The sequence below is a fragment of the Deferrivibrio sp. genome (assembly GCF_055117995.1).
In genome coordinates this window covers 19,880-41,960 of sequence record NZ_JBSQOT010000014.1, presented here as the reverse complement: position 1 = coordinate 41,960, position 22,081 = coordinate 19,880, and the positions used below count along the sequence as shown (strand labels likewise).

Here is a 22,081-nt window from a genome sequence, read left to right as displayed (position 1 = left end):
TGTATAAAATTTTGGTATGAATAATACTCCAGTTATAAGTACCATATGGAAGGATATATTAACAAGGGAAAATATTTTTCTCATACTAAGTTTATCATCTGTAATTTTTCTTACACTTTTGTTGTTTCTGGTTTTGAAGGTGCTGGCAAAAAAAGGGAAGATTTCTCACAATATTTCAAGACTGGTCAAATATATTTTCATAAGTATCGTTTGTGAGTTTGTTATATATTTTTACAGCAGCTTTGCTCCTGTAATAAAGATTGCAAGAGGTTTGGAAATCATAGCCATAGGTGTTTTTGTCAAGATAGCTTTGGTTGATATTTATTATTTTGAAGTCATAAAAAACAAAACAAAGAAGACCAGCCACATCATTGCTGATATTCTAAAGTTTATAATTGTGGCTGTTTTTTTGCTCTACTTTCTTCGTTCTGTTTTTGAGTTTAATTTGGCTGCAATCTTAACGCCATCGGCAATACTGACAGCAATTGTCGGTTTGTCTATGCAGGACACGATAGGAAATCTTATTTCGGGATTAATAATCCAACTGGAAAAACCATTTGAAATAGGCGACTGGATAGAGATAGACGGTACTGTGGGGGAAGTTACGGAGATAAACTGGAGATACACAAAAATTAAAAATATAGAGGATGTATATATAATTGTTCCAAACAATAATATAGCAAAAGATAAGGTAATAAACTATAACAAGCCGACACCATCTGTAAATCAGATAATAACTATGGGGGTTTCGTATTCAGCTTCCCCTTTGCTGGTAAAATCAGCAATAAGTGAAGTTGTGATGAGCAATCCAAATGCAAAACTTAAAGGGATTTTTTTGAAGGAATATGGCGATTCTGCAATAATATATGACATATTTTACAATGTAAAAGGGTTTGAAAAGATAAGAAAAACAAAGGATGAGATATATAGTGGTATATGGTATAAATTCAAAAACAAAGGGATCGATATACCATTTCCTATAAGAACAGTTATCATGAAAAATGAAGAAGAGAAAAAGGATATAAATCCTGAACTGTTGGAAAAGCTGAAAAAATCTGACATATTTTCGGAGATTAGTGACAATGCGTTAAATGAATTTCTTTCTTACGGCTTGATTAATGATTATTTTGAGAATGAAGTGGTTATTAAAGAAGGGGAAGAGGGTGAAAGCATGTTTTTTGTGCTGGAAGGGGAGTTTGAGGCCATAAAATCAGGAAAACAGATAGGTTCGTTGACTGCCGGTGATTTTTTTGGTGAAATGAGTCTTTTGACAGGTGACAAAAGGTACGCTACCATAAAGGCAAAAGAAAGATCAAGAGCCATAGAAATTGACAGACAGGCGTTTAAAGTACTGCTTCAGCGTGAAAGAAAGATTATTGAGAAGGTTAAGCATGCAATTGAAGAGAGAATGAAAGCAGATAAAAGCAAAAAGACTTCTGAGTTAAAAGAAAAGATGACGGAGGGTGGACTGTTTGAAAAATTCAAGAAAATATTCGGTATCAGGCTATAGCTTTAATATTTTATTGAAATATTTGACTTTTATTGATATTAATATATAATTGTGTTATAAAATAATAATACTTCCTGGAGAATGGATATGAAAAGAGATAAAACAGAATACGCTGTACAGGCAGTTAATAATGCCATTGATATTCTTGAATTTTTGGGTGATTGTGACAACGAGCTCAGCGTAAGTGAGATTGGTGCAAGACTTGGGCTTACAAGAAGCAATGTAAATAAGCTTCTTGCTACGCTTGAGAGTTTTGGGTATGTTGAGCATAATAGATACACAGGCAACTTCAGACTTGGTGTAAAGACGTTTCAAATTGCCCAGGCCTATCTCAACAAGTTAAGCCTGATAGATATTTCTATGCAGTTTCTTACAGAGCTCAGGGACTTAACCGGGGAATCTGCTTATATAAGTGTCTTGAGAGGCTCGAGAGTAGTATATTTGAATCTTGTGGAGACAAACAAATCAGTAAGAGTTTTGCCAAGAATCGGCAATGTAGGCCCTGCTTATGCTACAGCTACCGGTAAGGCTCAGATGGCTTTTATGGATAAGAAAGATTTCGAAAAATATTTTGCTCAGGAAAAACTTGTTAAAATTACCAACAATACGATTGATAACTATGATGAGCTTGTAAAAGAGATAGAAGATGTAAGGAAAAACGGATTTGCAATAGATGATGAGGAGTATGAAATAGGTGTTAGATGTGTAGGGGCACCAGTGTTTAATTTTATGGGGAAAGTCATTGCAGGTATAAGTATAAGTGCTCCTAAAGAAAGGCTTACAAAAGAAAAAATGTTAAATGAAATATCTCAGATGGTAAAAAGTGTTGCCCAGAGACTTTCTGTCAAGTTTGGTTATAGAGGCTAAATAAGCTGTTTGAGAATATAATATAAAACTTTTTCATTAGCGCAAAAAAAGGGGGAATTACCCCCTTTTGTCTCTTGTTATTACCGCATAGGCAGAGTGGTTGTGGATGCTTTCGTGATTTTCGCTGGAAACTTCAAACCATGTTACCCTATCGTCATTTATAAGCTTTTCTGCCACATTTCTAACGATATCTTCCACAAATACAGGGTTTTCGTATGATTTTTCAGTAATAAATTTTTCGTCTTCCCTTTTTAAAAGAGCATAAATCGGTGCACTTGCAGAGGACTCGGCAACTTCTATTAACTCTTCAATCCATACCATCTTTGAATAACGTATACTGATTTTCACATAGCTTCTTTGATTGTGTGCTCCGTATCTGCTTATTTCCTTAGAGCAAGGGCATACAGACAAAACAGGAACTTTTACTGAAAGAACAAAGTCTTTTTTGTCATTTGTCTTTGAGCCAATAAATCCACATTCATAATCCATCAAAGATACCTGCCCTGAGACAGGAGAAATTTTCTCAATGAAATAAGGGAAAAATACTTCAATGTGAGCTTCACTGGAGTCAAGCCTTTGACATAAATCATCGAGAATTAGTTTAAAAGAGGAAATGCTTATGTCTTTACGGTAATTGTTAAGCACCTCAACAAATCGAGACATATGTGTTCCCTTGAAATTATGAGGCAGCTGTACATAAGCGTTTATTCTTGCAACAGTATGCTGATTCCCTTTTGCCTTATCCCTTAGTGTAATGGGATATAGAATATCTTTTATTCCGACCTTATCGACCGAGATATTCCTGAAATCATGTTGACTTTGTATATCTTTCAACATTATCTTCGTCTTATTTTAGGTCTACCGATAAGCGCCTGATAGGGTTTGGCTCCCTGGGGAATTTTTTCTATGTTGAGCTGCATCCAGAGTGTGCCGTAATTTTGCATTTTCATCTTTTTGCCATTTTTAAGAAGCTCGAGATTTGATTCGAGTTTTTCATCAAGTGGTGATTTTTTGAGACCTTTTGTCAGTATTTCTATTGCCTTATCCCTCTCATTATTTGAGTCGAGAATATAGGCGTAAACAGCATACACAAACCCTTCTTTTGGGGTGGCTTTGATAGCCTTTTCCATCACTTTTTTTGCTTCATCAATATTTTTATTCCTGAAATAATATGTGGCCAGCATACTCATTGCCATCCAATTTTTGCTTATTCCATTTTTTAGATATGGCAAAGCTTCGTCAAATCGTTTTTTGGTGTAGAGAATCATTCCAATCTGGGAGTCAATTTGCTCTTTTACAAAAAACTGCCATTTGCCATATTCATAACCAGACTTCAACCTTTCGATAGCTTTTTCAGCCCTGTCTGCCTTTAAGTCTTTTTCAACCTGCTTGAAAAGCTCAGTGAGTTTTTTAAGGAATTTTTTCCCAATAAAATAGTTGATTCCAATAATAAAAGCGGCGGCAGTCAAAATTGCGAGCAGATAGTTGTAAGAAAGTAAATAAACGCCTGTGCCGGCAAGAATACCAATACCAAGTGAAATTATGAGTGTATACATCCAATACTCCATGTTATCTTATTTGAGGCTGGAATTATATATATTCACTCAATTATTTTCAAGAAATATTTGACTTTTTTAATAAAAATGAAGCTTGTTATTCTGCTATTCTTACAAAAAATTGCCCAAGAATATTTTTACTTTCTCCGGCAATAACCGGGAAAACCTTTCCGTTACCATATTTTGAGTACTTGGTCATAAAGTTGCTGTCGATAAGTATTTCGTATCCCCTATCATCTCCATCGTTATAATTTACTCCGGAAGGGACCCAACCCTTGAAATTTATTTGAGGATTTATGTTAACATGCTCGCTAAAATATTTTACCAGTGTAAGTACATCCCCTTTTTTTACGGTCAATGTCTCCCCGTTTAACAGAGCCTTTTTGATATTGTTTACTTTTACAATGAACACTCCATGCTCATCTTCTACTTTGCCATCCGTTTGAATCTTTATTTTGCCTATTTCCTGGCTATCTTTTCTAAGAATAACATTTGTATCATTCAAAACTTTAAAAGGTAAATTTTTGTCATTCAGGCCATTTATACCTTCTATGTCACACGAGAGCCCTCTTTTATAGTTTGAATCAATGTGTGCTACTTCAACGATGCTACCTTTTTTTACTTCTATTGTGGAATTGTTGGATACAATTTTTGGTTCACCGTTAATTTTGAGGATTACGAAATTAACTTCTGGATTTGCCAGGAAAATCTGGGGTTGCTCAGGAATAATGTTATAGATATTCATAAACGCATTTATTGCATAATTATGGTGGAGTATTTTCATTTCTGTTGTTGGCAGATTTTTGGATGTTTCTATACCAAAGGCAGGGATGCAGAGATTTTTCAACGCGTAATAGGTGGCGGTTTTTCTCATATCTGAAAATGGGGTATTGGGGTCATCTGTTTTTGTATTGAAGTAGTGCATATGATAATCTTCAATATCAATTTTTTTGTTCGTTTCCTCAAGTGCCTTTAAGGCTATGCTTTTAAGGTCAAGAGTTGAACCGTTGTCACAGGTAAACATATCTGTGTCAACTATTATTGATTGTCCAAACCTTTCGGGGCTTCTTAACCAGTTAATATGTTTAGGGTAATGAAATCCCCAACCGTCATGAAGATTGAGAAATACATCTGCTTCACTCATAAGTTCCTTTATTACCTGGACTACCCTGTCAAGCTCCAACTGTGTTGTTTCAATATGGAATCTTCGATTCATATCCGCTTCTGTACTTCTGTTGAAGAGAATAATAGATTTAAAATTTGCGCGGGGTACTACAATCAGGTTACCTTTTTCAAGACTTAAATCTGAATAGAGGTCAGCGGATAAAAAACCTCCTGGCTCATCCCCCTGTATCCCACCAATGATTAACATGGTATTCCCGTCATATCTTCCGTATATTTTGTAAACATTTAATTCGTAATCAGTACCTTCAAAATATACTTTATGCTCCCTAAAAGGCCTTTTGGGCTCTGCCTGTAAATTGAAAGTAAAAAGGAGCAGCAACAAAAAAGCTGTTAGAATTTTCATCAAAGGGGTCTCCAGGTTTCGCTGATAATTTTGAAATCGCCGGGGCAGCCTTTCAATATTAATTCTTTTATACCTGTGTCAGAATATTTGTCTGCAGCAAATTTTTGTCTGAAATATATGGTTGTTTCATTGGGAGATATATTTTTAATCTGCAAATTATCTATTTCTATCTTTATAAAATCATATTTTTTAAACTTTTCATCTTTATCTTTTAGCCAATTTTCAAGGTCCATTCCGGATGAATAAAAAGAGTTGCCATAAAAAGATTTGTATTTGTCAATGTTTTTTGATTGCCAGGCCAAAGACCAGGCATTTATAAATTCTTCGATATATCTTTTTGTCATATCAAAAGAGTTGTCCGGATAAAACAACTCACCTATTATTTTATTTTCACCAAGCTCACCAGATATATAAAGCTTTTTTGTCCCCTCGACAATTATGTTGCTTGCACAATAAAGCTGTTTGAAATCAGCCATACCTTCATTTTCATTTTCAAGAAATATTCTTATATTGTCTATGTTAATTTTCCTGTAAGGATAAAGTTTTGCAAGCTGTTTTTTTTCAAGAAGATACTTGTAAATATCCTGGTTGTCTGCATTTTTGAAACGGGTATGGACATATGTCTGAAATTTGTCCATATCCCCTTTTTCCCATGCATCAATAAACCCTTTGATAAAGTTTAACCACCTGTTTTTTTCAATAACATAGGAGTCTTTATCCAAAAATCTTAGTTTTTCGGCAATTACTACGGGGGTTAAAATATCAGTTTGTGAGACAAGGTCCTTCATGTTTCCATTTTTAAGTGCGACACACCCTTCAGTTGAGTTGTCCTCTATACTGTCATCAACTCCGTGTATCCAGATACCATGTCCGGTTTTTCCCAAAATTCTGTCATAAAAGTTAGGATAGTTAAGCGGCAGTGCTCCATAGCCATAAGTAGGTGTCAGTTTTTCTTTGGGGATAAAAGATTGAGTGAAATATACCCCCTCAGGTGTTTTTTTGTCACCCTCAACAGCTTTATCGCCATTTACCTCACCGGTGAGTATGTCAGTATATCTTTTTATAATTACAGGTGTGTCATTTTCAATTTTCAATAGGTAGGCTGTTTTGGCAGATTTATCTACGGCTATAGCCTTAAAGTCAATACTGCCTTCTGCAAAAAAATTCCCGGAAATGATGTCAGGCATTGTAGATGAACCATCGCTATAGCCTGTTGTAATGAAAACGAACAATAAAATAATCGATACCACTATGTGTCTTGAAAATAATCTATAAATTGATTGCATTGTTTTCCCTCTTACTTTTTTTAAGTATAAGCACATTATAATATAGAACAAAGAAAATCAATATGGAACTGACAGTAAAATTTTGTTTGAAGGGGGAAATCCCCCCCTTCAAAAATTACAGAGTCTATAAACTATTTTTCTGGTACTCCAAGTTTTTTCAGGATTGACTCGAGAGGGCAAATTTTGGTAAACCCTGATTGAAGAAGGTTTGCCCCCACAAAAAGAGTAAATGCAAACCACCATTTGGAATAGACAAGCCCGAGTATTGTACTGATTAATACAAATGCCCCTGCAAAGATTCTGACTAATCTTTCAGTATTCATAAAGCCTCCTTATGCCTTTTTTTTCTATAAACATTTTATAAAATATATAATAACTAAGAGGAATTATCACAAGAGTCAGTATGGTTGAAACAACGGCACCGGTAATAAGCGCTATCCCCAACCCTGCAAAAATTGGATCAGGCAGCATAAAAAGTGCACCTGTGATGACAGCAACGGTTGTGAGCATTACAGGTCTTGTCCTTATCGCCCCTGACTCAATGACAGCATCTTTGATATTTTTGCCTTTTTCAAGAGCAGCTTCTATAAAATCGATGAGAAGAACAGCATTTCTTACCACGATACCAGCCAGTGCAATAAAACCTATCATACTGGTAGCAGTAAAAAATTCACCAAATATAAAATGTCCGGGGATAATACCAAGCAGACTGAGTGGGATAGGGATCATCATAATTATAGGGGTAGCAAAAGATCTGAACCAGCCAACAAGCACAAAGTACATAATCACCAGCACCGCTGCAAAAGCAAGACCTAAGTCTCTAAAGACTTCGTATGTGATTTGCCACTCTCCATCCCATTTGAGAGATACATCCTGGTCAGTTTTTGGCTGAGATGTCCATAACTGTTTTATTTTTTTGCCGTGATATGTTATCTGGTCAATTTTTTTCTTCATATCTAATATTGCATAAACAGGACTTTCCACCTTGCCTGCCACATCCCCCGTAACATACACCACCGGCATTAAATTTTTATGATAGACGGCCTTATCTTTAAGCTTTTCCTTTATTTCTACAAGCTCACTTAAAGGGACACTTTTGCCTGACATGGAGATAACATGTATATCTTTTATAAATGAGAGTTTATTTCTATCTCTTTCAGACAGTCTTAAATTAATTTCAACAGATTCTCTGTCCCGTTCCGTGTGAAGTATCCCTGCATTCATCCCCTTAAGGGCAATGTACATGGTTTTGGAAATCATTTCGGTTGACACGCCTGTAAGTGCCGCCTTCTTTTTATTTACTTCAAAAACATATTCTTTCATATCGTCTTCCACATACCAGTCCACATCTACAACACCTTCAGTTGTTTCAAAAACTTCTTTAACTTTTGAAGCAACTTCCATTCTCGACTTCCGGTCAGGGCCATAAATTTCCGCTACAAGTGTGGACAAAACAGGAGGTCCGGGTGGTACTTCGGCTATTTTTATGTTTGCATTGTATTTTTTGCCAATTTCCTGTATTGGTTTTCTTATTTTTAATGCCAGGTCATGGCTTTGCAGTTTTCTGAATTTTTTGTCGACAAAATTGACCTGTATGTCAGCTACGTTATTCCCCTGTCTCATAAAATAATGTCTGACAAGCCCGTTAAAATTGTAAGGTGCTGCAAGTCCGGCATAGATCTGATAATTTTCAACCTCTTTGACTGTGGAAAGATAATTTCCTATTTCCATTGCCACAGCAGTTGTTTGCTCTAAAGATGTACCTTCCGGCATATCGATTATTACCTGAAGTTCATTTTTATTGTCAAACGGTAGCATTTTCATAACAACCTTTTTTGTCGGGATAAATAAAAATGCACCGAAAAACAACATCAGCATTACTCCGGTAAAAATAAGCCTGTAAGATATTTTGTCCATCAATGGAGTTAAAATGGTTTTATAAAGTTTGTAGAGCTTTGTATTTTTTACCCACTCATCTTCATCCAGTACTACTTCATGTTTTGCCGAATGGCCAGCAAGCAGCTTGAATGATAGCCATGGAGTAATGATAAGGGCCACAAAAAGCGAAAATATCATTGCAAGTGAAGCACCGATAGGCATAGGTTTCATATATGGGCCCATTAGTCCGCCGACAAATGCCATCGGGTATATCGCAACTATAACAGTTATCGTTGCAAGTATGGTAGGGTTTCCCACTTCACCGACTGCCTTTATTGCCCTTTGAATTAGATTATCCTTGCCGAGTTTAAAATGTCTTTCCATGTTTTCTACAACAATAATTGCATCATCAACAACGAGCCCTGCAACAAATATAAGTGCAAATAAGGTGACTCTGTTTAGAGTGTAGTCAAACATATAATAGACAAAAAATGTGAGGGCAAATGTTACCGGGAGTGCCACAAAAACAACAAGACCTGCCCGCCAACCCATTGTCAATGTCATTACAATGATTACGGCAATTATAGCTCCAAGAAGGTGTTCAATGAGAGTTTTTACCTTGTCCAATGCTGTTTCACCGTAATCTCTTGTTACAGACACAAACACATCATCAGGTATAATGTACCCTTTAAGGCTGTCTATTTTCTGGAGAACATTTTCAGCAACAACCACAGAGTCGCTACCCTTTCTCTTTGCTACGGAGATGGTGACTGCTTCATATTTATCCTGATTTGTATTCTGATTAAATCCGATTAAATGATAATGCTCAGGGACGATGCTTGAGTCTTCCACAAGTGCCACATCTTTAAGGTAAACAGGACTTCCATTGTAAACCCCTACTACCAAATTTTTTACATCGTCAATATTTTCAAGAAAACCACCTGTCGAAATATAAAAAGTTTTGTTTTGTTCAGTAACTTCACCGTTGTTAAGGGAAGTGTTTGACATGGAGATGGCGCCGTAAAGTCTGAAAAGGTCGAGATTATAACCTTTTAGCTTATTGATATCTGGCTCAACCTTTACAATCCTTTTGTATCCACCAATTATTGTTGTTTCTGACACATTCTCAGTCTCTTTGATCCGCTTTTCCACCTCTTTTGCAAGTCTTCTAAGTTCAGATCCGTTGTATTTTTTGCTCCATAGGGTAATTGCTACCTGTGGTACGTCGTCAATCGACCTTTTTTTGATAATAGGCATCATTACGCCATGGGGCATTCTGTCTATGTTATAGTCAATTTTCGTTTTTAACTTTGTAATACTCTTTTCTTCATCTTCGCCAACCTTAAACCTGACTGTGACCATTGCCACATCGTTCATCGCTGTGCCATAGACATATTCAACCTGTGGGATTTCCCACATCAGCTCTTCCAGAGGTGACAAAACTGTTTTTTCAACATCACCAACCTTCGCTCCCGGATAAGGTACAATAATATCTACCATCGGCACAACAATTTGTGGCTCTTCTTCTTTCGGAGTAAGGATAACAGAAACTATACCTATAAAAAGGGATGCTATAACAAGCAGAGGGGTAATTTTGGACTTTAAAAAAGCCTTTGCTATTCTCTCTGCAATCCCATATTTGATTATCTCCACCTCTTCCTGTGGGCTGATATCACACTTTTCAAGTTTGTTTTTGTCTATTTCAGCCATATTATTTAGCCTCCAGAATATCCCCAGATTTTATTTGAATGTTTTCAACAGGTTTTACTATCACTTCACCAGGTTCAATACCGCTGTTTAATTCTACCATATTTCCATCAGTTTTTCCTACTTTTACAATTCTCATTTCAGCAACAGAATTTTTATCAACAAATACATAGTTTAACTGTCCTCTTTCAAAGATATAGTCTGATGGAACCAGAATAGTTTTGGTCCTGCTGCTTACAAAATAAGCTTCCGCATACATTCCAGGTATAACTTCATTGTCATTTGCTTTGAGCTTTACAGTAAAAGTCCTTGTTGCAGGGCTTATATCTCTTGAGATTTCTACTATCTTTGTATCAAACTGCTTGTTTATGGAAGGTATCTTTACACGAACATTTTGACCTATTTGCAAGTTTTGAAAGGCGTTTTCAGGGACATTAAGTACAATTTCGCTTTCAAGTGTTCCTATTTTTAACACAGGGGTGCTGTATGAGGCAAGGTTTCCTGCATCCATTAGCTTTTCCAGGACTATACCGTCAAATGGCGCTGTTAGTTTTGTATAGGAAATATATGTATTGACTTCGTCTAAGGCTGCTTCGGCCTGCGCCTTTTTTATCTTGACCTGGTTTAGCTTTTCTTCTGCAAGTTGCATATTTTTTTCAGCCAGATTTTTTCCTTCAAGTGCCATTTTGTATTTGGCTAACACCTCATCATATTCCTGTTTGCTTACACTTTCAGTGCTGTACAATTTTTCAAATCGTTTAAAAGTTTTTTCCGCAAGCTCATATTGCGCCAACGCTTGCCTATAATTTGCCTCTGCCATATTAAGACCTATTTCAGCTTGCTTGAGTCCATTGTCAGCTTCCATTACTGATGCTTCTGCAAATTTCCTTTTGTCCTGAAGTTCCTGACTAACAATCTGTGCAAGGACGTCCCCTTTTTTAAACCTATCACCCACTTTAACTTTAACTTCAGACAAATATCCCACAACTTTAGGAACAAGCATTACAGTATCTTTACTTATGACCTGTCCTGTAAAACTCCTCTGGGATTCAGTTTCCAGGGTCTTTACCTCATATTTTTCCACCCTTACTCTAAAAACATCGCTTGAAATATTGCTATTTTCCTTACCTGAATTAGAGGAGCAGGCGGAAACTAAAACCAAAAAAGCAAAAAATACCAAAATCTTTTTTACTTTCATATTTATCTCCTTGATGTTATTTAATTTTACCGGTTGCAAACAGAAGCTCCGACTTACTTACAATTACATCATACTCAGCCATTGCAAGCTTTAGCTCTGCTTCTTTGACTTCAAATTCCCTGTCAAGCAATTCTGTTATTTTGGCAAGCCCTTCTTTGAATCTGTTTTCAGTGATTTCAAGAGCTTTGTAGGCGGCTTCAACTTGTTTTTTCATTGCATTAAGTCTTTCAATTGAAGCTTTGTAGGTATAATAGGCTTCTCTGACTTCTGTTTTGATTTCAAGTTTTTTGTCATTTAATTTGTGGATTAATGACAGGTGGTTGCTTTTGTTTGTTTTTATTTTGTTTACTGTGGACATACCGTCAAAGATATTTAATTTTACCATTACTCCAGCGGTAAGTCCGCTACCGCTATCTCCCAGGAAATTTTCATCATTCATCTTATAGTTGGCAAAAAGTGCTACTTCAGGCAAAAATTCCGATTTGCTCTTTTTGACCTCATATTCTTTTATTTTGGCAAATCTTTCCATTGCCTTTAAGTCTGAACGGTTTTGTATGGCTTGAGCCAAATATTCTTCAATATCCTGTATCTGAACAATATTTGTGTCTCCCCACACAATCTTGATGTTTTCGTCAGTATTAAGTAGTCTTTGAAGATGGCTTTCTGCAATATTTACCTGTTTTTTTGCACTTGCCAGTGCTTCCTCATTTTGAAGCAGATAGGATTCGGCAACCAGCAAATCACTTTTCACAATCATTCCGTTTTTGTAAAAATTTTCAGTCATTTCATAATATTTTTTTGTTCTGACAAGAGATTTTTCAACTGCTTCAACAGCTTTTTCGGCAACACCTTTGCCATAAAATGCTTTGACAGTATTAAGAAGGATATTTTCCTTAACTCTTTCAAGGGTCAATTTATATGCCTTATCCATCTCTTTTGCCTGTTTAATACCGAAAAAGATTTTTCCTTGCATGTAAACAGGCTGAATAATCTCTATCTTTGTCTCAAAATTTTCTGCTCTTTCAGGATTTGCAAGCTGAGTGTTGAAATAAGTGAAATCAAACTTGCCTTGTGACATCTTGGAAAATGCTGCTGTGGCAGGCTCATCGGTAGAGATAAACGTTTCACTGACACTTACTTTTGGAAAGTATCCTCCTTTAGCCTGACTGAGTGTGTAAGATGCTGACTTTGCCTCTTCCTCGTAAGCTTTGATGATGTTATTGTTTTCAAGAGCCATCTTTTTGGCTGTGTCGATATCAAGTGTCAATGCAAAAAGATTTTGCGATACAAGAAAAAAGACAACAAATGCAATGAGATTATACATGTGCTTCATCTCCTATAATATTTATTATTTTTTCTATTTTACTATCTGCTATGTGATAACAAATTTCGCTGCCACTTCTAACACCTTCAACTATTCCGGCAGACCTTAATATCGCAAGGTGTCTGCTTACTGTTGCCTGATGCAGGTTGAGCCCCTCACACATTTTTGTCACATTGCATTCTTTTTGGGCAAGTCCAGCTACAATCTTGAGCCTTATTGGGTGACCTAAAGCTTTGAATTTATCCGCATATTCATCAAACATAAAAACACCTCATTGAATATAGTTAACAATGTACAATATATGTATATATGAATATCCATATATGTCAATCAAAAAATAACGATTGATGAAGATTGTTTAACTTTTAATTGGGTATTTGATTGAAAAAAAAGATGCCTTTTTAAGGCATCTTGAATTTTTGGTCTTTAAGCCTAACGGAAAAAACTGGACATGGGGACTTTCTAACAACTTTTTCAGCAGTAGAACCGAAAAGAACATGCTCCAATCCACTTCTGCCGTGGGTGCCTATTACAATCATATCTGCTTTAAATTCTTTGGCCTCGTTTATTATCTCCACAAAAGGGGTACCTTTGAGTAATTTAGTGTTGTATTTAACCTCATTAAGATCAGGATATTGGGAGATAAACTCGTCAAGCTGCTTTTTTGCAGATTCCTCAAGTTCCACATCAAGGTTTTGAAAAGTAACTTGAGGGAGATAAAAAGCCACAATCTGGGATTCATCAAATACAACATGAACAATCTCAAGCTCAGCCTTAAACTCTTTGGCAAAGCTTATGGCATAATTCATAGCATACTTTGAAGTTTCTGAAAAATCGGTAGGGAATAAAATTTTTTTTATAGGTATCATAGCACCTCCTTATATAATTGGAAAAGCTTATATAATAAAATAAACTATGATATTCTTTTTATCAAGTCAAATAGGTCACCAATTTCAAATGGTTTTTCCATAACTTCTATTCCACCAAGCTCATAAACCGATAATATATTGTCAATACTGGCATATGCGGTAATCACTATTACGGGGACGTCATTCCCTATACTTTTTAATCTGCTCAAAAATTTCATACCGTTCATAATGGGCATCATAAGGTCAGTAATGATTAGATTGTAATGGTACTTATCCGCCAGCTCAAAGCCTTCTTCACCATCTTTTGCGATATCTACCAGGAAGCCTTCTGACTCGAGAATCTTTTTCAGACCCTCCCTGCTAAACTGGTCATCATCGATAACTAATATTTTCAAAATAACCACCTGTACAAACAGTTAAAATGTTTCAAGCTTGCCAAAAAGGTTGGTAAAATTTTTTTCAAGAATTATTGCTAATTCTTCTATACTTTTATTTATAATTTCGGACATAGTGTATGCGGTAAAAACAATGAAAGATGGGTCATTTTTCTGGCTTCTAAAAGGCATAGGAGTAAGGTAAGGGCAGTCTGTCTCAACCAGTAGCCTGTCGATGGGAACATATTTTAAAGTTTCTCTTAAATCGTCTGCCTTTTTATATGTCAAAACCCCGGCATATGAAATGTAAAAGCCCATATCAAGAGCCCATTTCAGAAGTGTTTTATCGCCGTTAAAGCAGTGTATTATGCCGCCACTAAAGTTATTTTTTATAACGGGCTCAAGAAAGGTTATTATGTCTGAAGATGAATCTCTGTTGTGAATTATTATCGGTTTTTTATGGTACACCGCAAGGTCGGCAAATGTTAAAAAAGTTTTTATTTGTGTCTCTTTTGGTGAGTAATTTCTGAAGTAATCAAGACCTATTTCCCCTACGGCAATTGTTTTTTCACTTTTCAACATATTTTCGAAACGGCTTAGCTGCACGACTTTAAAATTGGATGAATCGTGGGGGTGTACTCCGCAAGCTGCATATACCCCTTGATGCTTGGTGGCAAAATCCAGTGCATTTTCAGAGTCTTTAAGGTCTATTCCGATGGTAACAATTCTCTTTACAGAATATTTTTTGCAGGTATCAAGAAAATTTGTTTTTTCAAGCTCTTTAAAATGGACATGGGCATGAGTGTCCGTAAAAAAGAGTCCTCTGCTGCTTAATATTTCAAGTTGCTTAACATAATCATCAAATTCTTTTGTGTTTTTATTTAATATCATGCTCGTTTATAATTATTAAATCTTATTTTATAATTGTCCCTGGCATTACTTCATCAGGAAGCTCCAATACCCTGTGCCTGTCACCTACCGTTGCAGCCAGCACCATACCCTCTGACAATATACCCATAAGTTTTGCAGGCTTTAAGTTTGCCACCACTGCAACTGTTTTGCCCACAAGCTCCCCCGGAGAATAGCTTTTTGCAATCCCTGCAACAATCTGCCTTTTCTCATCACCCAGGTCAATTTTTAGTTTAAGAAGTTTTTCAGACTTTGGCACATTCTCGGCTTCAAGTATTTTTCCTGCTTTAATCTGAACAGTCATAAAATGATTGTAATCTATTTGTTCGACTTTACTTTCCTGTTTTTGATTTTCTTCCTTTTTGTTTTCATTTTTAATATTTTCAATAATTTCCTTTTCATCAAGTCTTGGGAAGATGGGGGTTACTTCCCCAATTGACTTACCTGGTTTTAAAAGTTTCACCTTTTTAAGCTCATCAAAATTTGATTTTTCAACAGGCTCGTCAATGTTAAGCTGTTTTCTGATTTCAAGAGCTGTATCGGGCATAAAAGGATAAATTAAAAGTGAAAGTATCCTTATTCCATCCATCGCTGTGTAAAGAACTGTTTCAAGCCTGTTTCTGTTTTCTTTGTCTTTGGCGAGCGCCCAGGGTGCAGTAGTGTCAATGTATTTGTTAAGAGCTCCCACAAGCTCCCAAATTGATATCAAAGCCTTGTTGAAAGCAAGCTCGTTAAGATGAGCTTCAACACTATTAAAAGTTTCTTCAATCTTTTTGAATAGTTCGATATCTATTTCATCTTCCATCTTGTAGTCAGGTATCTGGCCGTTAAAATACCTTTTTACCATTCCCAAGGTTCTGTTCAACAGATTGCCAAGATCGTTTGCAAGATCACTGTTTATTCTGTGAATAAGCGCCTTAAATGAAAAGTCTCCGTCAAGCCCAAAAGGTACTTCCCTTAAAAGAAAATATCTAATAGGGTCAACACCAAATTTTTCTATAAGCCAATTGGGATCTATCGCATTTCCGAGAGATTTTGACATTTTTTGCCCTTCTACTGTCCACCAGCCATGAGCAAAGACCGTTTTTGGCAATGGGACGCCCAGACTCATCAACATGGTAGGCCAATAGACCGTATGAAATCTGAGGATATCTTTTCCTACCACATGAAAATCTGCAGGCCAGTATTTTCTTTTGTCCGAGTTTGAATCAAAGTAATCAAGTGCAGATATATAATTTGTAAGTGCATCTATCCAGACATATATAACGTGTTTTTCATCTCTGGGGACAGGTATCCCCCATTTAAAGGAAACCCGGCTTACGGAAAGATTCCTTAGCCCTTCCTTTATAAATGCGACAATTTCATTTCTTCTTGATGCAGGCTTTATAAAATCCGGGTTTTCTTCAATGTGCTTAAGTAATTTGTCCTGATATTTGGACATATTGAAAAAATAGCTTGGTTCTTTTAACTTTGTAGTTTCCCTTCTGCAGGATGGGCAGCAGTTGCCATCTAACAACTGTGTTTCGGTCCAGTATGTTTCACAGGGGGTGCAGTACCATCCCTCATACTCATCCAGATAAATATCACCATTTTCCTGCATCTTTTTGAATGCTTCCTGGACAGTCTTTTTATGGCTTTCGTCAGTAGTCCTTATGAAATGATTGTTTGATATGTTTAATTTTTTCCACAAATTTTTATATCGCTGCACCACACTGTCAGCAAGTTCTTTGGGAGAAAGCTTTTTTTGTTGGGCTGCCTGCTCGATTTTTTGTCCGTGTTCATCTGTCCCTGTTAAAAAAAATACATCGTAGCCGGACATTCTTTTATATCTGCTTATAACATCACATGCAACTGTCGTGTATGCATGACCTATGTGAGGCACATCATTGACGTAATATATCGGTGTTGTAACGTAAAAAGTCGGTTTACTCATATTTTCCCTCCGGTATTTTCATCAACAAAATCCTGAAGCTCAACGTATTCAACCCCTTCTTCGACATCATAGCCGTCTTTTTCATACATAAGACAGCACATAAGTCTTCCACATACTCCGGAAATTTTGCCGGGATTCAGGAGCAGATTTTGATCCTTGGCCATTTTTATGGAAATATTGTCAAAATTTCTCAAAAAGGTTGAGCAGCAAAATTCCCTTCCACATATCCCAAAACCACCAAGGATTTTTGTTGCATCCCTTACTCCAACCTGGCGCATTTCGATTCTTGTTTTAAAAACCCTGGCAAGGTCTCTTACAAGCTGTCTGAAATCTACTCTTCCGTCAGCCGTGAAGTAAAATGTGATTCTACTCCTGTCGAGAGTGTATTCAGCCTTTAAAAGCTTCATTTCAAGACCGTTTTTCTCAACAAGTTTTTTGCATTCTTCCAGAGCCTTTGGCTCCTCTTCCCTGTTTTTTTTGAGATTTTCGATGTCCTGCTCGGTTGCTTTTCGTAAGATTTTTTTAAATTCCTGACCTTGTGCAGGGACTATTTCTCTGTCAGGAAAAACAACAATGGCAATGTCTTCCCCCTTTTCTGTTTCAATTACGGCAAAGTCCCCCCGTTTTAAACTTATTCCATTGGTGAGAAAATCATATATTTTACCTGCCCTTTTAAATACAACTCCGGTAGCATTAACTTTTTCCACTAAACTCTCCATAAAGTTTTATCATCAAATCTGCTTTAGCAATATTAAGGTTGATATTGGACTGTAGCATATTTAACATATTTAGTAAATAATTAGAAATAGTCAAATAGTTATTGTTTTTTTCCTCTCTGTATTTTTCAAGAAGATTTATATATAACTGCTCCAATAAAGTTTTCAGGCCGTCTTTGTCGTTTACTCTGTAAATTGTGTCCAAAACTTCATTAATATCATCAAAATACAAATTTTTTGTTCTAATGTGTGTTGCGCTCTCAATATATTCTATGGCCCTTTTTACTGAGCCGCTTGATAAGTCGCAGGCATATTCAATATCTTCAGGCGTTGCATCAGGAAATTTTTCTCTTAAAATTTCTGCAAGTTCTCCTTTTGAAAGTCTGCCAAATTCGAAAATCAGGCATCTTGACCTTATGGTAGCAAGGAGTTTTTCAGGCAAGTGAGTTACAAGGAGAAATAAAGTATTTTGGGGGGATTCTTCAAGTGTCTTTAAAAATGCATTTGATGCCTGCAGTGTCATTTTGTGAGCATCGTTTATGATAAAAACTTTGTAGCTACCCCTGTATGGTGATAAAAATGCAAGCTCGCAGAGCTCTTTGATGGTATCAATCCCAATTGAGTCTTTTGGAGATGAGGCACTTTCACCTGAAGATGAGTCTGTATTTTTTTCCGTATCTACAACAATTACATCAGGATGCGAGTTGTTTTCTATAAGGTTACAGTCATTGCAACTGCATACTGAAAAAAAAGAATTTTGACTGCAGAACAAACTTTTTGCCAGATTTTTTGCAAAAATAAGTTTTCCGCTCCCTTCAATGCCTGAAAAAATATATGCACCGGCAAACTGCTTCCTGTCAAAAATCAACCTGAAAATCTCTTTTTCTCTATTAAATCCGGTAAGTTTCATATCTTGATAATATTTTTTATGGATTTGTGAATTTCTTCTACTGTGTTATCTGCATCTATAATATGGCAGCCGGGAAAATTGTTTGCATACCATAAAAATCCATCCCTTACATCTTCGAAAAAGGATATTTTTAAAGACTCAAACTTCCCCTCTTCCTCCATTTTTCCATGCTGAATTAGTCTGTTTTTTGCCCTTTCAATCGCAACTTCAGGTTTGATGTCAAGGATAAATGTATAGTGAGGAAATATTTTAACAGTCAGTTTCACAAGCTCGTCAAGTATATTTTTTTCAAGTTTTCTGCCAAAAATTTGGTAAGCGTATGTGGATGATAAAAATCTGTCTGTTATAACATTAGTGTTTTCACCAAGTTTGGGGATGATTATCTGTTTTTGGTGCTCAAGCCTGTCTGCTGAATAAAGCAGCATTTCACTTATGCTATCAAGATGATATTTTTGTGAAATTAAAATATTCCTCAAGATATTGCCGACTTCGGTACCACCAGGCTCTTTTGTTAAAAATACATTTAGCCCTATATCCGAAAAATACTGGGCAAGCATTTTTGCCTGGGTTGATTTGCCGCAACCATCAATACCATCTATTGCAATAAACAAAGGATTATTTGACAGCACAGTCTGTTTTGTCCCCCTGAAGCTTTTTTATCGTATGAGGGATTGCATCAATAATTACTTCAAGGTTTTCTATGGCGCCTTTTGGGGAGCCTGGCAAGTTAACAATGAGACTATTGTTTCTTGTCCCGCAAACAGCCCGTGAAACAATGGCGTGCTTTGTTTTCTTAAAGCTTTCCATCCTCATAGCTTCTTCAAAGCCGGGTAACCTTTTATGTATTACGTTTTCTGTTACATCAGGTGCTATGTCCCTCGGTGCGATGCCGGTGGAGCCGTTTGTGATGATAAGGTCAAAGTACTGCAAATCTGCAAAATCAGCCAACATATTTTCAAGAATAGGTTTTTCATCAGGAATCATTTCATATCTTATAAAGGACGGTTCAAGTTTGTTTTTAAGAAAATCTATAATTTCCTTGCCGGTCAAATCTTCCCTTTCCCCTTTGCTCCCTTTGTCACTCAGTGTTATTACGGCCACAGAGAAATTTTTCTTGGGCAATACTTCTATTTTGTCACCAACAGTTATTTGACCACTACCTTTTACTTTTGCAAATATCCCCTCTTTTGGCATAATGCAGTCGCCAGCCTGATAATAGATTGCACATCTATGGTGACAGATTTTACCTATTTGAGAAATCGTAAACTCAATATCGTTTATCTTCAGCATTTCTCCCACTTTGAGTTTGCAAAGGTCAATCCCTTCTGTTGTAATATTTTCTGCAAAGTCGCCGCTTTTTACATTGAGGCCAAGTTTGACCATTTTTTCAATGCTCTCTTTTGCAAGAAAGCTTATCTGTCTATGCCACTTTCCAGCGTGGGCATCATTTTGTATCCCATAATCATCTATTATCTGGGCAGACTTCACATTTGTCTTTTTAGTCCCCTTTTTTTCACTGATTGAAATAGAGTAAATTTTCCCCATAAATTTCTCCGTTTTTCTTGAAAAGTATACAAAATGGTTACGTATGTCAATAAACTAAAAAAGTTGTATCAAAATTGTTCACAAAACTGTTGAATAAAAAAATATTTTGTAGCAAAATAAAATGGTAGAGAATGCAAGAGGTTATGTTATGCAGGAAACAGGGATTAAAAGAATATGGGCACCATGGCGAATGAGGTATATTGACGGCACACATCAGGATAAAGGTTGCATATTTTGTACAAAACCGGAAGAGGACATTTCAAAAGACAGGGAGAATCTCATTCTTTACAGGGGTAAAAAGGCATTTATCATAATGAATCTTTTCCCCTATACCAATGGACATGTGATGGTTACCCCTTATAAACATACAGGTAACATAGAAGAATTGGATAATGAAGAAATCCTTGAAGTTATGAGGCTTACTCAATTTGTGGTAAAAGCAATGAAAAGTATAATTAATCCTGAAGGATTCAATATCGGGTTTAATATTGGAAGACCTGCAGGTGCTGGCGTGGTTGATCATGTCCATATGCATATTGTTCCAAGATGGGTTGGGGATACAAACTTTATGCCTCTGCTGGCGGAAACAAAAGTAATTTCAGAACATATATTCGATACTTATGACAAGCTTAAAAAGGCACTGTCAGAACAGGGGGAATTATGAAACTGATCAGTAATATTTTAAAGGTAGTAATAATAGCTGCGATTATGATACTTGGCTATCTTAACATGCAAATGGTGGAGTTTTCTTATTTCTTTACAAAAGAGCCCATTAAAGTTCCCCTTATTCTTGTTTTTATAGGTGGATTATTTATCGGTGTAGTTTTTGCTGCTTTGATTGGATTGGTTGATAAGTTTAAGCTTAAAAGAGAGATAAATTCTTTGAAGAAAAAACTGGCTGATTCTGAAAATGAAATAAAAAGGTTAAGAACGCTGCCACTTTCGTCAGAGGGTAAGCAAAACTAATGGAATTTTTAAGTTTTATAAAGTCCTGTCTTTATCTGCTGGAAGAAAAATATCAGCTGGCTTTTGAAGAGTTGAAGAGTATTGTTGCAAAATCTGACGCTCCTAAAGAAGCATATATCCTTGTTGGGAGTGTGTTGAGAAAAAATGGCGAATACAGAAAGGCAATTCATATACATGAAAGCCTGGTAGGTGATAAATCTTTTGATGGCAGGCTTAACAAAATTTTATTTTTTGAACTTGTAAAAGACTACAAAGAGAGCAAGGACTATGAAAAAAGTCTCTATTATGCAAACAAACTTCTTGCAATTGACAAATCTCCTGTTGTTTACAAGTATATTTACAAGCTAAATCTTCTTATGAAAAATTATGATGAAGCGTTTAAATTTCTTGAAAAATACCAGAAAATTACCAAAAATAATTATGCAAAGGAACTTTCATATATCTTATATGAAAAATATATGGCAACAGATAAAAAAGACGAATCTTTATTAAAAAAATCTCTCAAAATATATCCTGAAAACAGGGCTTCCAATATGGCATTTTATGACATTGTTTTTTCTTCCGGCAAGAAAACTAAAATAATCGAAACCTTTGATGATTTGTTAAAAAGAGAAGTCATAAAAACTGAAAAGGACTTGAAAAAGTTTGAAAACGATTTTTTTGCTATGGGTTTATTCAAAGAGTTTGAATCTGCCATTTTTAGAAAGGTAGCCCAGATGACGTCTAATCCTGTTTATACTGTATATTGTGCATCGATGTTTAAAAAGAAAAACAATTCTGAGAAAGCGCGTGAAATATTGGTCAGATATTTAAGTGATATAGGTGAGAAGAGAATTGTGAAAAACAGGCTTTTGGATATCCTTTTACCTGAAGAGCTGAAAATGAAGTTCAAATCATCAGATATATATGTATGTGCAGGTTGTAATAATTATTTTGGAGAGTATTCTGAATATTGCCCTGTGTGCGGGCAGATAGAAACACTTGATTTTGCATAAACAAAAGGTT

At 36.0% G+C, this 22,081-nt stretch carries 22 protein-coding genes; 5 read left to right on the top strand and 17 right to left on the bottom strand.

Going from position 1 to position 22,081, the window contains the following annotated elements; translation table 11 throughout:
• Nucleotides 1-16: 16 nt before the first annotated feature.
• Nucleotides 17-1,510 carry a mechanosensitive ion channel domain-containing protein gene (locus ACTCAF_RS05635; protein WP_463062315.1) on the top strand — a complete coding sequence of 498 codons (1,494 nt, stop codon included), beginning with the start codon at nt 17-19 and terminating at the stop codon, nt 1,508-1,510.
• Nucleotides 1,511-1,597: 87 nt separating this feature from the next.
• Nucleotides 1,598-2,377 carry an IclR family transcriptional regulator gene (locus ACTCAF_RS05630; RefSeq protein ID WP_463062314.1) on the top strand — a complete coding sequence of 260 codons (780 nt, stop codon included), beginning with the start codon at nt 1,598-1,600 and terminating at the stop codon, nt 2,375-2,377.
• Between the two features lie 57 nt (nt 2,378-2,434).
• Here the strand turns inward: ACTCAF_RS05630 and folE2 are convergent, their stop codons facing one another.
• From folE2 to ACTCAF_RS05545, 17 genes are all read right to left on the bottom strand, one after another.
• A complete protein-coding gene (gene folE2 / locus ACTCAF_RS05625) occupies nt 2,435-3,214 on the bottom strand; it encodes a GTP cyclohydrolase FolE2 (protein ID WP_463062313.1) in 780 nt (259 codons plus the stop codon).
• A complete protein-coding gene (locus ACTCAF_RS05620; RefSeq protein WP_463062312.1) occupies nt 3,214-3,933 on the bottom strand; it encodes a tetratricopeptide repeat protein in 720 nt (239 codons plus the stop codon). Before ACTCAF_RS05620 ends, folE2 begins: the two co-directional genes overlap by 1 nt.
• Before the next feature lie 97 nt (nt 3,934-4,030).
• Complete coding sequence (locus ACTCAF_RS05615; RefSeq protein WP_463062311.1) at nt 4,031-5,461, bottom strand: M99 family carboxypeptidase catalytic domain-containing protein; 1,431 nt, start codon at nt 5,459-5,461, stop codon at nt 4,031-4,033.
• Nucleotides 5,461-6,747, bottom strand: coding sequence for a L,D-transpeptidase family protein (locus tag ACTCAF_RS05610; RefSeq protein WP_463062310.1), 1,287 nt, complete (start codon nt 6,745-6,747; stop codon nt 5,461-5,463). Before ACTCAF_RS05610 ends, ACTCAF_RS05615 begins: the two co-directional genes overlap by 1 nt.
• 131 nt (nt 6,748-6,878) lie before the next feature.
• Complete coding sequence (locus ACTCAF_RS05605) at nt 6,879-7,070, bottom strand: YgaP family membrane protein (protein ID WP_463062309.1); 192 nt, start codon at nt 7,068-7,070, stop codon at nt 6,879-6,881.
• On the bottom strand, nt 7,060-10,335 hold the full coding sequence (locus ACTCAF_RS05600) for an efflux RND transporter permease subunit (protein WP_463062308.1): 3,276 nt from the start codon (nt 10,333-10,335) through the stop codon (nt 7,060-7,062). The genes ACTCAF_RS05605 and ACTCAF_RS05600 overlap by 11 nt, the downstream gene beginning before the upstream one ends.
• A gap of 1 nt (nt 10,336) precedes the next feature.
• Nucleotides 10,337-11,530, bottom strand: a complete 1,194-nt coding sequence (locus ACTCAF_RS05595; RefSeq protein WP_463062307.1) for an efflux RND transporter periplasmic adaptor subunit — start codon at nt 11,528-11,530, stop codon at nt 10,337-10,339.
• 16 nt (nt 11,531-11,546) lie between these two features.
• The gene (locus tag ACTCAF_RS05590) at nt 11,547-12,854 is read right to left on the bottom strand and encodes a TolC family protein (RefSeq protein WP_463062306.1); all 1,308 of its coding nucleotides are present in this window, start codon (nt 12,852-12,854) and stop codon (nt 11,547-11,549) included.
• Nucleotides 12,847-13,116, bottom strand: a complete 270-nt coding sequence (locus tag ACTCAF_RS05585) for an ArsR/SmtB family transcription factor (protein ID WP_463062305.1) — start codon at nt 13,114-13,116, stop codon at nt 12,847-12,849. The genes ACTCAF_RS05590 and ACTCAF_RS05585 overlap by 8 nt, the downstream gene beginning before the upstream one ends.
• Nucleotides 13,117-13,255: 139 nt before the next feature.
• A complete protein-coding gene (locus ACTCAF_RS05580) occupies nt 13,256-13,723 on the bottom strand; it encodes a universal stress protein (protein WP_463062304.1) in 468 nt (155 codons plus the stop codon).
• Between the two features lie 44 nt (nt 13,724-13,767).
• Nucleotides 13,768-14,127, bottom strand: coding sequence for a response regulator (locus ACTCAF_RS05575; RefSeq protein WP_463062303.1), 360 nt, complete (start codon nt 14,125-14,127; stop codon nt 13,768-13,770).
• A gap of 12 nt (nt 14,128-14,139) precedes the next feature.
• Nucleotides 14,140-14,988, bottom strand: a complete 849-nt coding sequence (locus ACTCAF_RS05570) for a TatD family hydrolase (RefSeq protein WP_463062302.1) — start codon at nt 14,986-14,988, stop codon at nt 14,140-14,142.
• A gap of 22 nt (nt 14,989-15,010) precedes the next feature.
• Nucleotides 15,011-16,939, bottom strand: a complete 1,929-nt coding sequence (gene metG, locus ACTCAF_RS05565; protein ID WP_463062301.1) for a methionine--tRNA ligase — start codon at nt 16,937-16,939, stop codon at nt 15,011-15,013.
• A complete protein-coding gene (locus tag ACTCAF_RS05560) occupies nt 16,936-17,646 on the bottom strand; it encodes a PSP1 domain-containing protein (protein WP_463062300.1) in 711 nt (236 codons plus the stop codon). Before ACTCAF_RS05560 ends, metG begins: the two co-directional genes overlap by 4 nt.
• Complete coding sequence (locus tag ACTCAF_RS05555; RefSeq protein WP_463062299.1) at nt 17,633-18,565, bottom strand: DNA polymerase III subunit; 933 nt, start codon at nt 18,563-18,565, stop codon at nt 17,633-17,635. Before ACTCAF_RS05555 ends, ACTCAF_RS05560 begins: the two co-directional genes overlap by 14 nt.
• Complete coding sequence (tmk, locus tag ACTCAF_RS05550; protein WP_463062298.1) at nt 18,562-19,194, bottom strand: dTMP kinase; 633 nt, start codon at nt 19,192-19,194, stop codon at nt 18,562-18,564. The genes ACTCAF_RS05555 and tmk overlap by 4 nt, the downstream gene beginning before the upstream one ends.
• The gene (locus ACTCAF_RS05545) at nt 19,181-20,110 is read right to left on the bottom strand and encodes a molybdenum cofactor synthesis domain-containing protein (protein ID WP_463062297.1); all 930 of its coding nucleotides are present in this window, start codon (nt 20,108-20,110) and stop codon (nt 19,181-19,183) included. Before ACTCAF_RS05545 ends, tmk begins: the two co-directional genes overlap by 14 nt.
• 163 nt (nt 20,111-20,273) lie before the next feature.
• On the opposite strand from ACTCAF_RS05545, the gene ACTCAF_RS05540 reads away from it, so the two are divergent.
• Genes ACTCAF_RS05540 through ACTCAF_RS05530 form a run of 3 tightly spaced genes read left to right on the top strand, consistent with a single transcriptional unit; the run spans nt 20,274 to nt 22,071 of the window.
• The gene (locus ACTCAF_RS05540; protein ID WP_463062323.1) at nt 20,274-20,774 is read left to right on the top strand and encodes an HIT family protein; all 501 of its coding nucleotides are present in this window, start codon (nt 20,274-20,276) and stop codon (nt 20,772-20,774) included.
• Complete coding sequence (locus ACTCAF_RS05535) at nt 20,771-21,076, top strand: LapA family protein (RefSeq protein ID WP_463062296.1); 306 nt, start codon at nt 20,771-20,773, stop codon at nt 21,074-21,076. The genes ACTCAF_RS05540 and ACTCAF_RS05535 overlap by 4 nt, the downstream gene beginning before the upstream one ends.
• A complete protein-coding gene (locus tag ACTCAF_RS05530; RefSeq protein ID WP_463062295.1) occupies nt 21,076-22,071 on the top strand; it encodes a tetratricopeptide repeat protein in 996 nt (331 codons plus the stop codon). Before ACTCAF_RS05535 ends, ACTCAF_RS05530 begins: the two co-directional genes overlap by 1 nt.
• Nucleotides 22,072-22,081: the final 10 nt, after the last annotated feature.

Bases quoted from the DNA above. Each gene is read 5' to 3' on its own strand.
- ACTCAF_RS05635 (WP_463062315.1), top strand. From the start codon at position 17: ATGAATAATACTCCAGTTATAAGTACCATATGGAAGGATATATTAACA.
- ACTCAF_RS05630 (WP_463062314.1), top strand. From the start codon at position 1,598: ATGAAAAGAGATAAAACAGAATACGCTGTACAGGCAGTTAATAATGCC.
- folE2 (WP_463062313.1), bottom strand. From the start codon at position 3,214: ATGTTGAAAGATATACAAAGTCAACATGATTTCAGGAATATCTCGGTC.
- ACTCAF_RS05620 (WP_463062312.1), bottom strand. From the start codon at position 3,933: ATGTATACACTCATAATTTCACTTGGTATTGGTATTCTTGCCGGCACA.
- ACTCAF_RS05615 (WP_463062311.1), bottom strand. From the start codon at position 5,461: ATGAAAATTCTAACAGCTTTTTTGTTGCTGCTCCTTTTTACTTTCAAT.
- ACTCAF_RS05610 (WP_463062310.1), bottom strand. From the start codon at position 6,747: ATGCAATCAATTTATAGATTATTTTCAAGACACATAGTGGTATCGATT.
- ACTCAF_RS05605 (WP_463062309.1), bottom strand. From the start codon at position 7,070: ATGAATACTGAAAGATTAGTCAGAATCTTTGCAGGGGCATTTGTATTA.
- ACTCAF_RS05600 (WP_463062308.1), bottom strand. From the start codon at position 10,335: ATGGCTGAAATAGACAAAAACAAACTTGAAAAGTGTGATATCAGCCCA.
- ACTCAF_RS05595 (WP_463062307.1), bottom strand. From the start codon at position 11,530: ATGAAAGTAAAAAAGATTTTGGTATTTTTTGCTTTTTTGGTTTTAGTT.
- ACTCAF_RS05590 (WP_463062306.1), bottom strand. From the start codon at position 12,854: ATGTATAATCTCATTGCATTTGTTGTCTTTTTTCTTGTATCGCAAAAT.
- ACTCAF_RS05585 (WP_463062305.1), bottom strand. From the start codon at position 13,116: ATGTTTGATGAATATGCGGATAAATTCAAAGCTTTAGGTCACCCAATA.
- ACTCAF_RS05580 (WP_463062304.1), bottom strand. From the start codon at position 13,723: ATGATACCTATAAAAAAAATTTTATTCCCTACCGATTTTTCAGAAACT.
- ACTCAF_RS05570 (WP_463062302.1), bottom strand. From the start codon at position 14,988: ATGATATTAAATAAAAACACAAAAGAATTTGATGATTATGTTAAGCAA.
- metG (WP_463062301.1), bottom strand. From the start codon at position 16,939: ATGAGTAAACCGACTTTTTACGTTACAACACCGATATATTACGTCAAT.
- ACTCAF_RS05555 (WP_463062299.1), bottom strand. From the start codon at position 18,565: ATGAAACTTACCGGATTTAATAGAGAAAAAGAGATTTTCAGGTTGATT.
- ACTCAF_RS05545 (WP_463062297.1), bottom strand. From the start codon at position 20,110: ATGGGGAAAATTTACTCTATTTCAATCAGTGAAAAAAAGGGGACTAAA.
- ACTCAF_RS05535 (WP_463062296.1), top strand. From the start codon at position 20,771: ATGAAACTGATCAGTAATATTTTAAAGGTAGTAATAATAGCTGCGATT.
- ACTCAF_RS05530 (WP_463062295.1), top strand. From the start codon at position 21,076: ATGGAATTTTTAAGTTTTATAAAGTCCTGTCTTTATCTGCTGGAAGAA.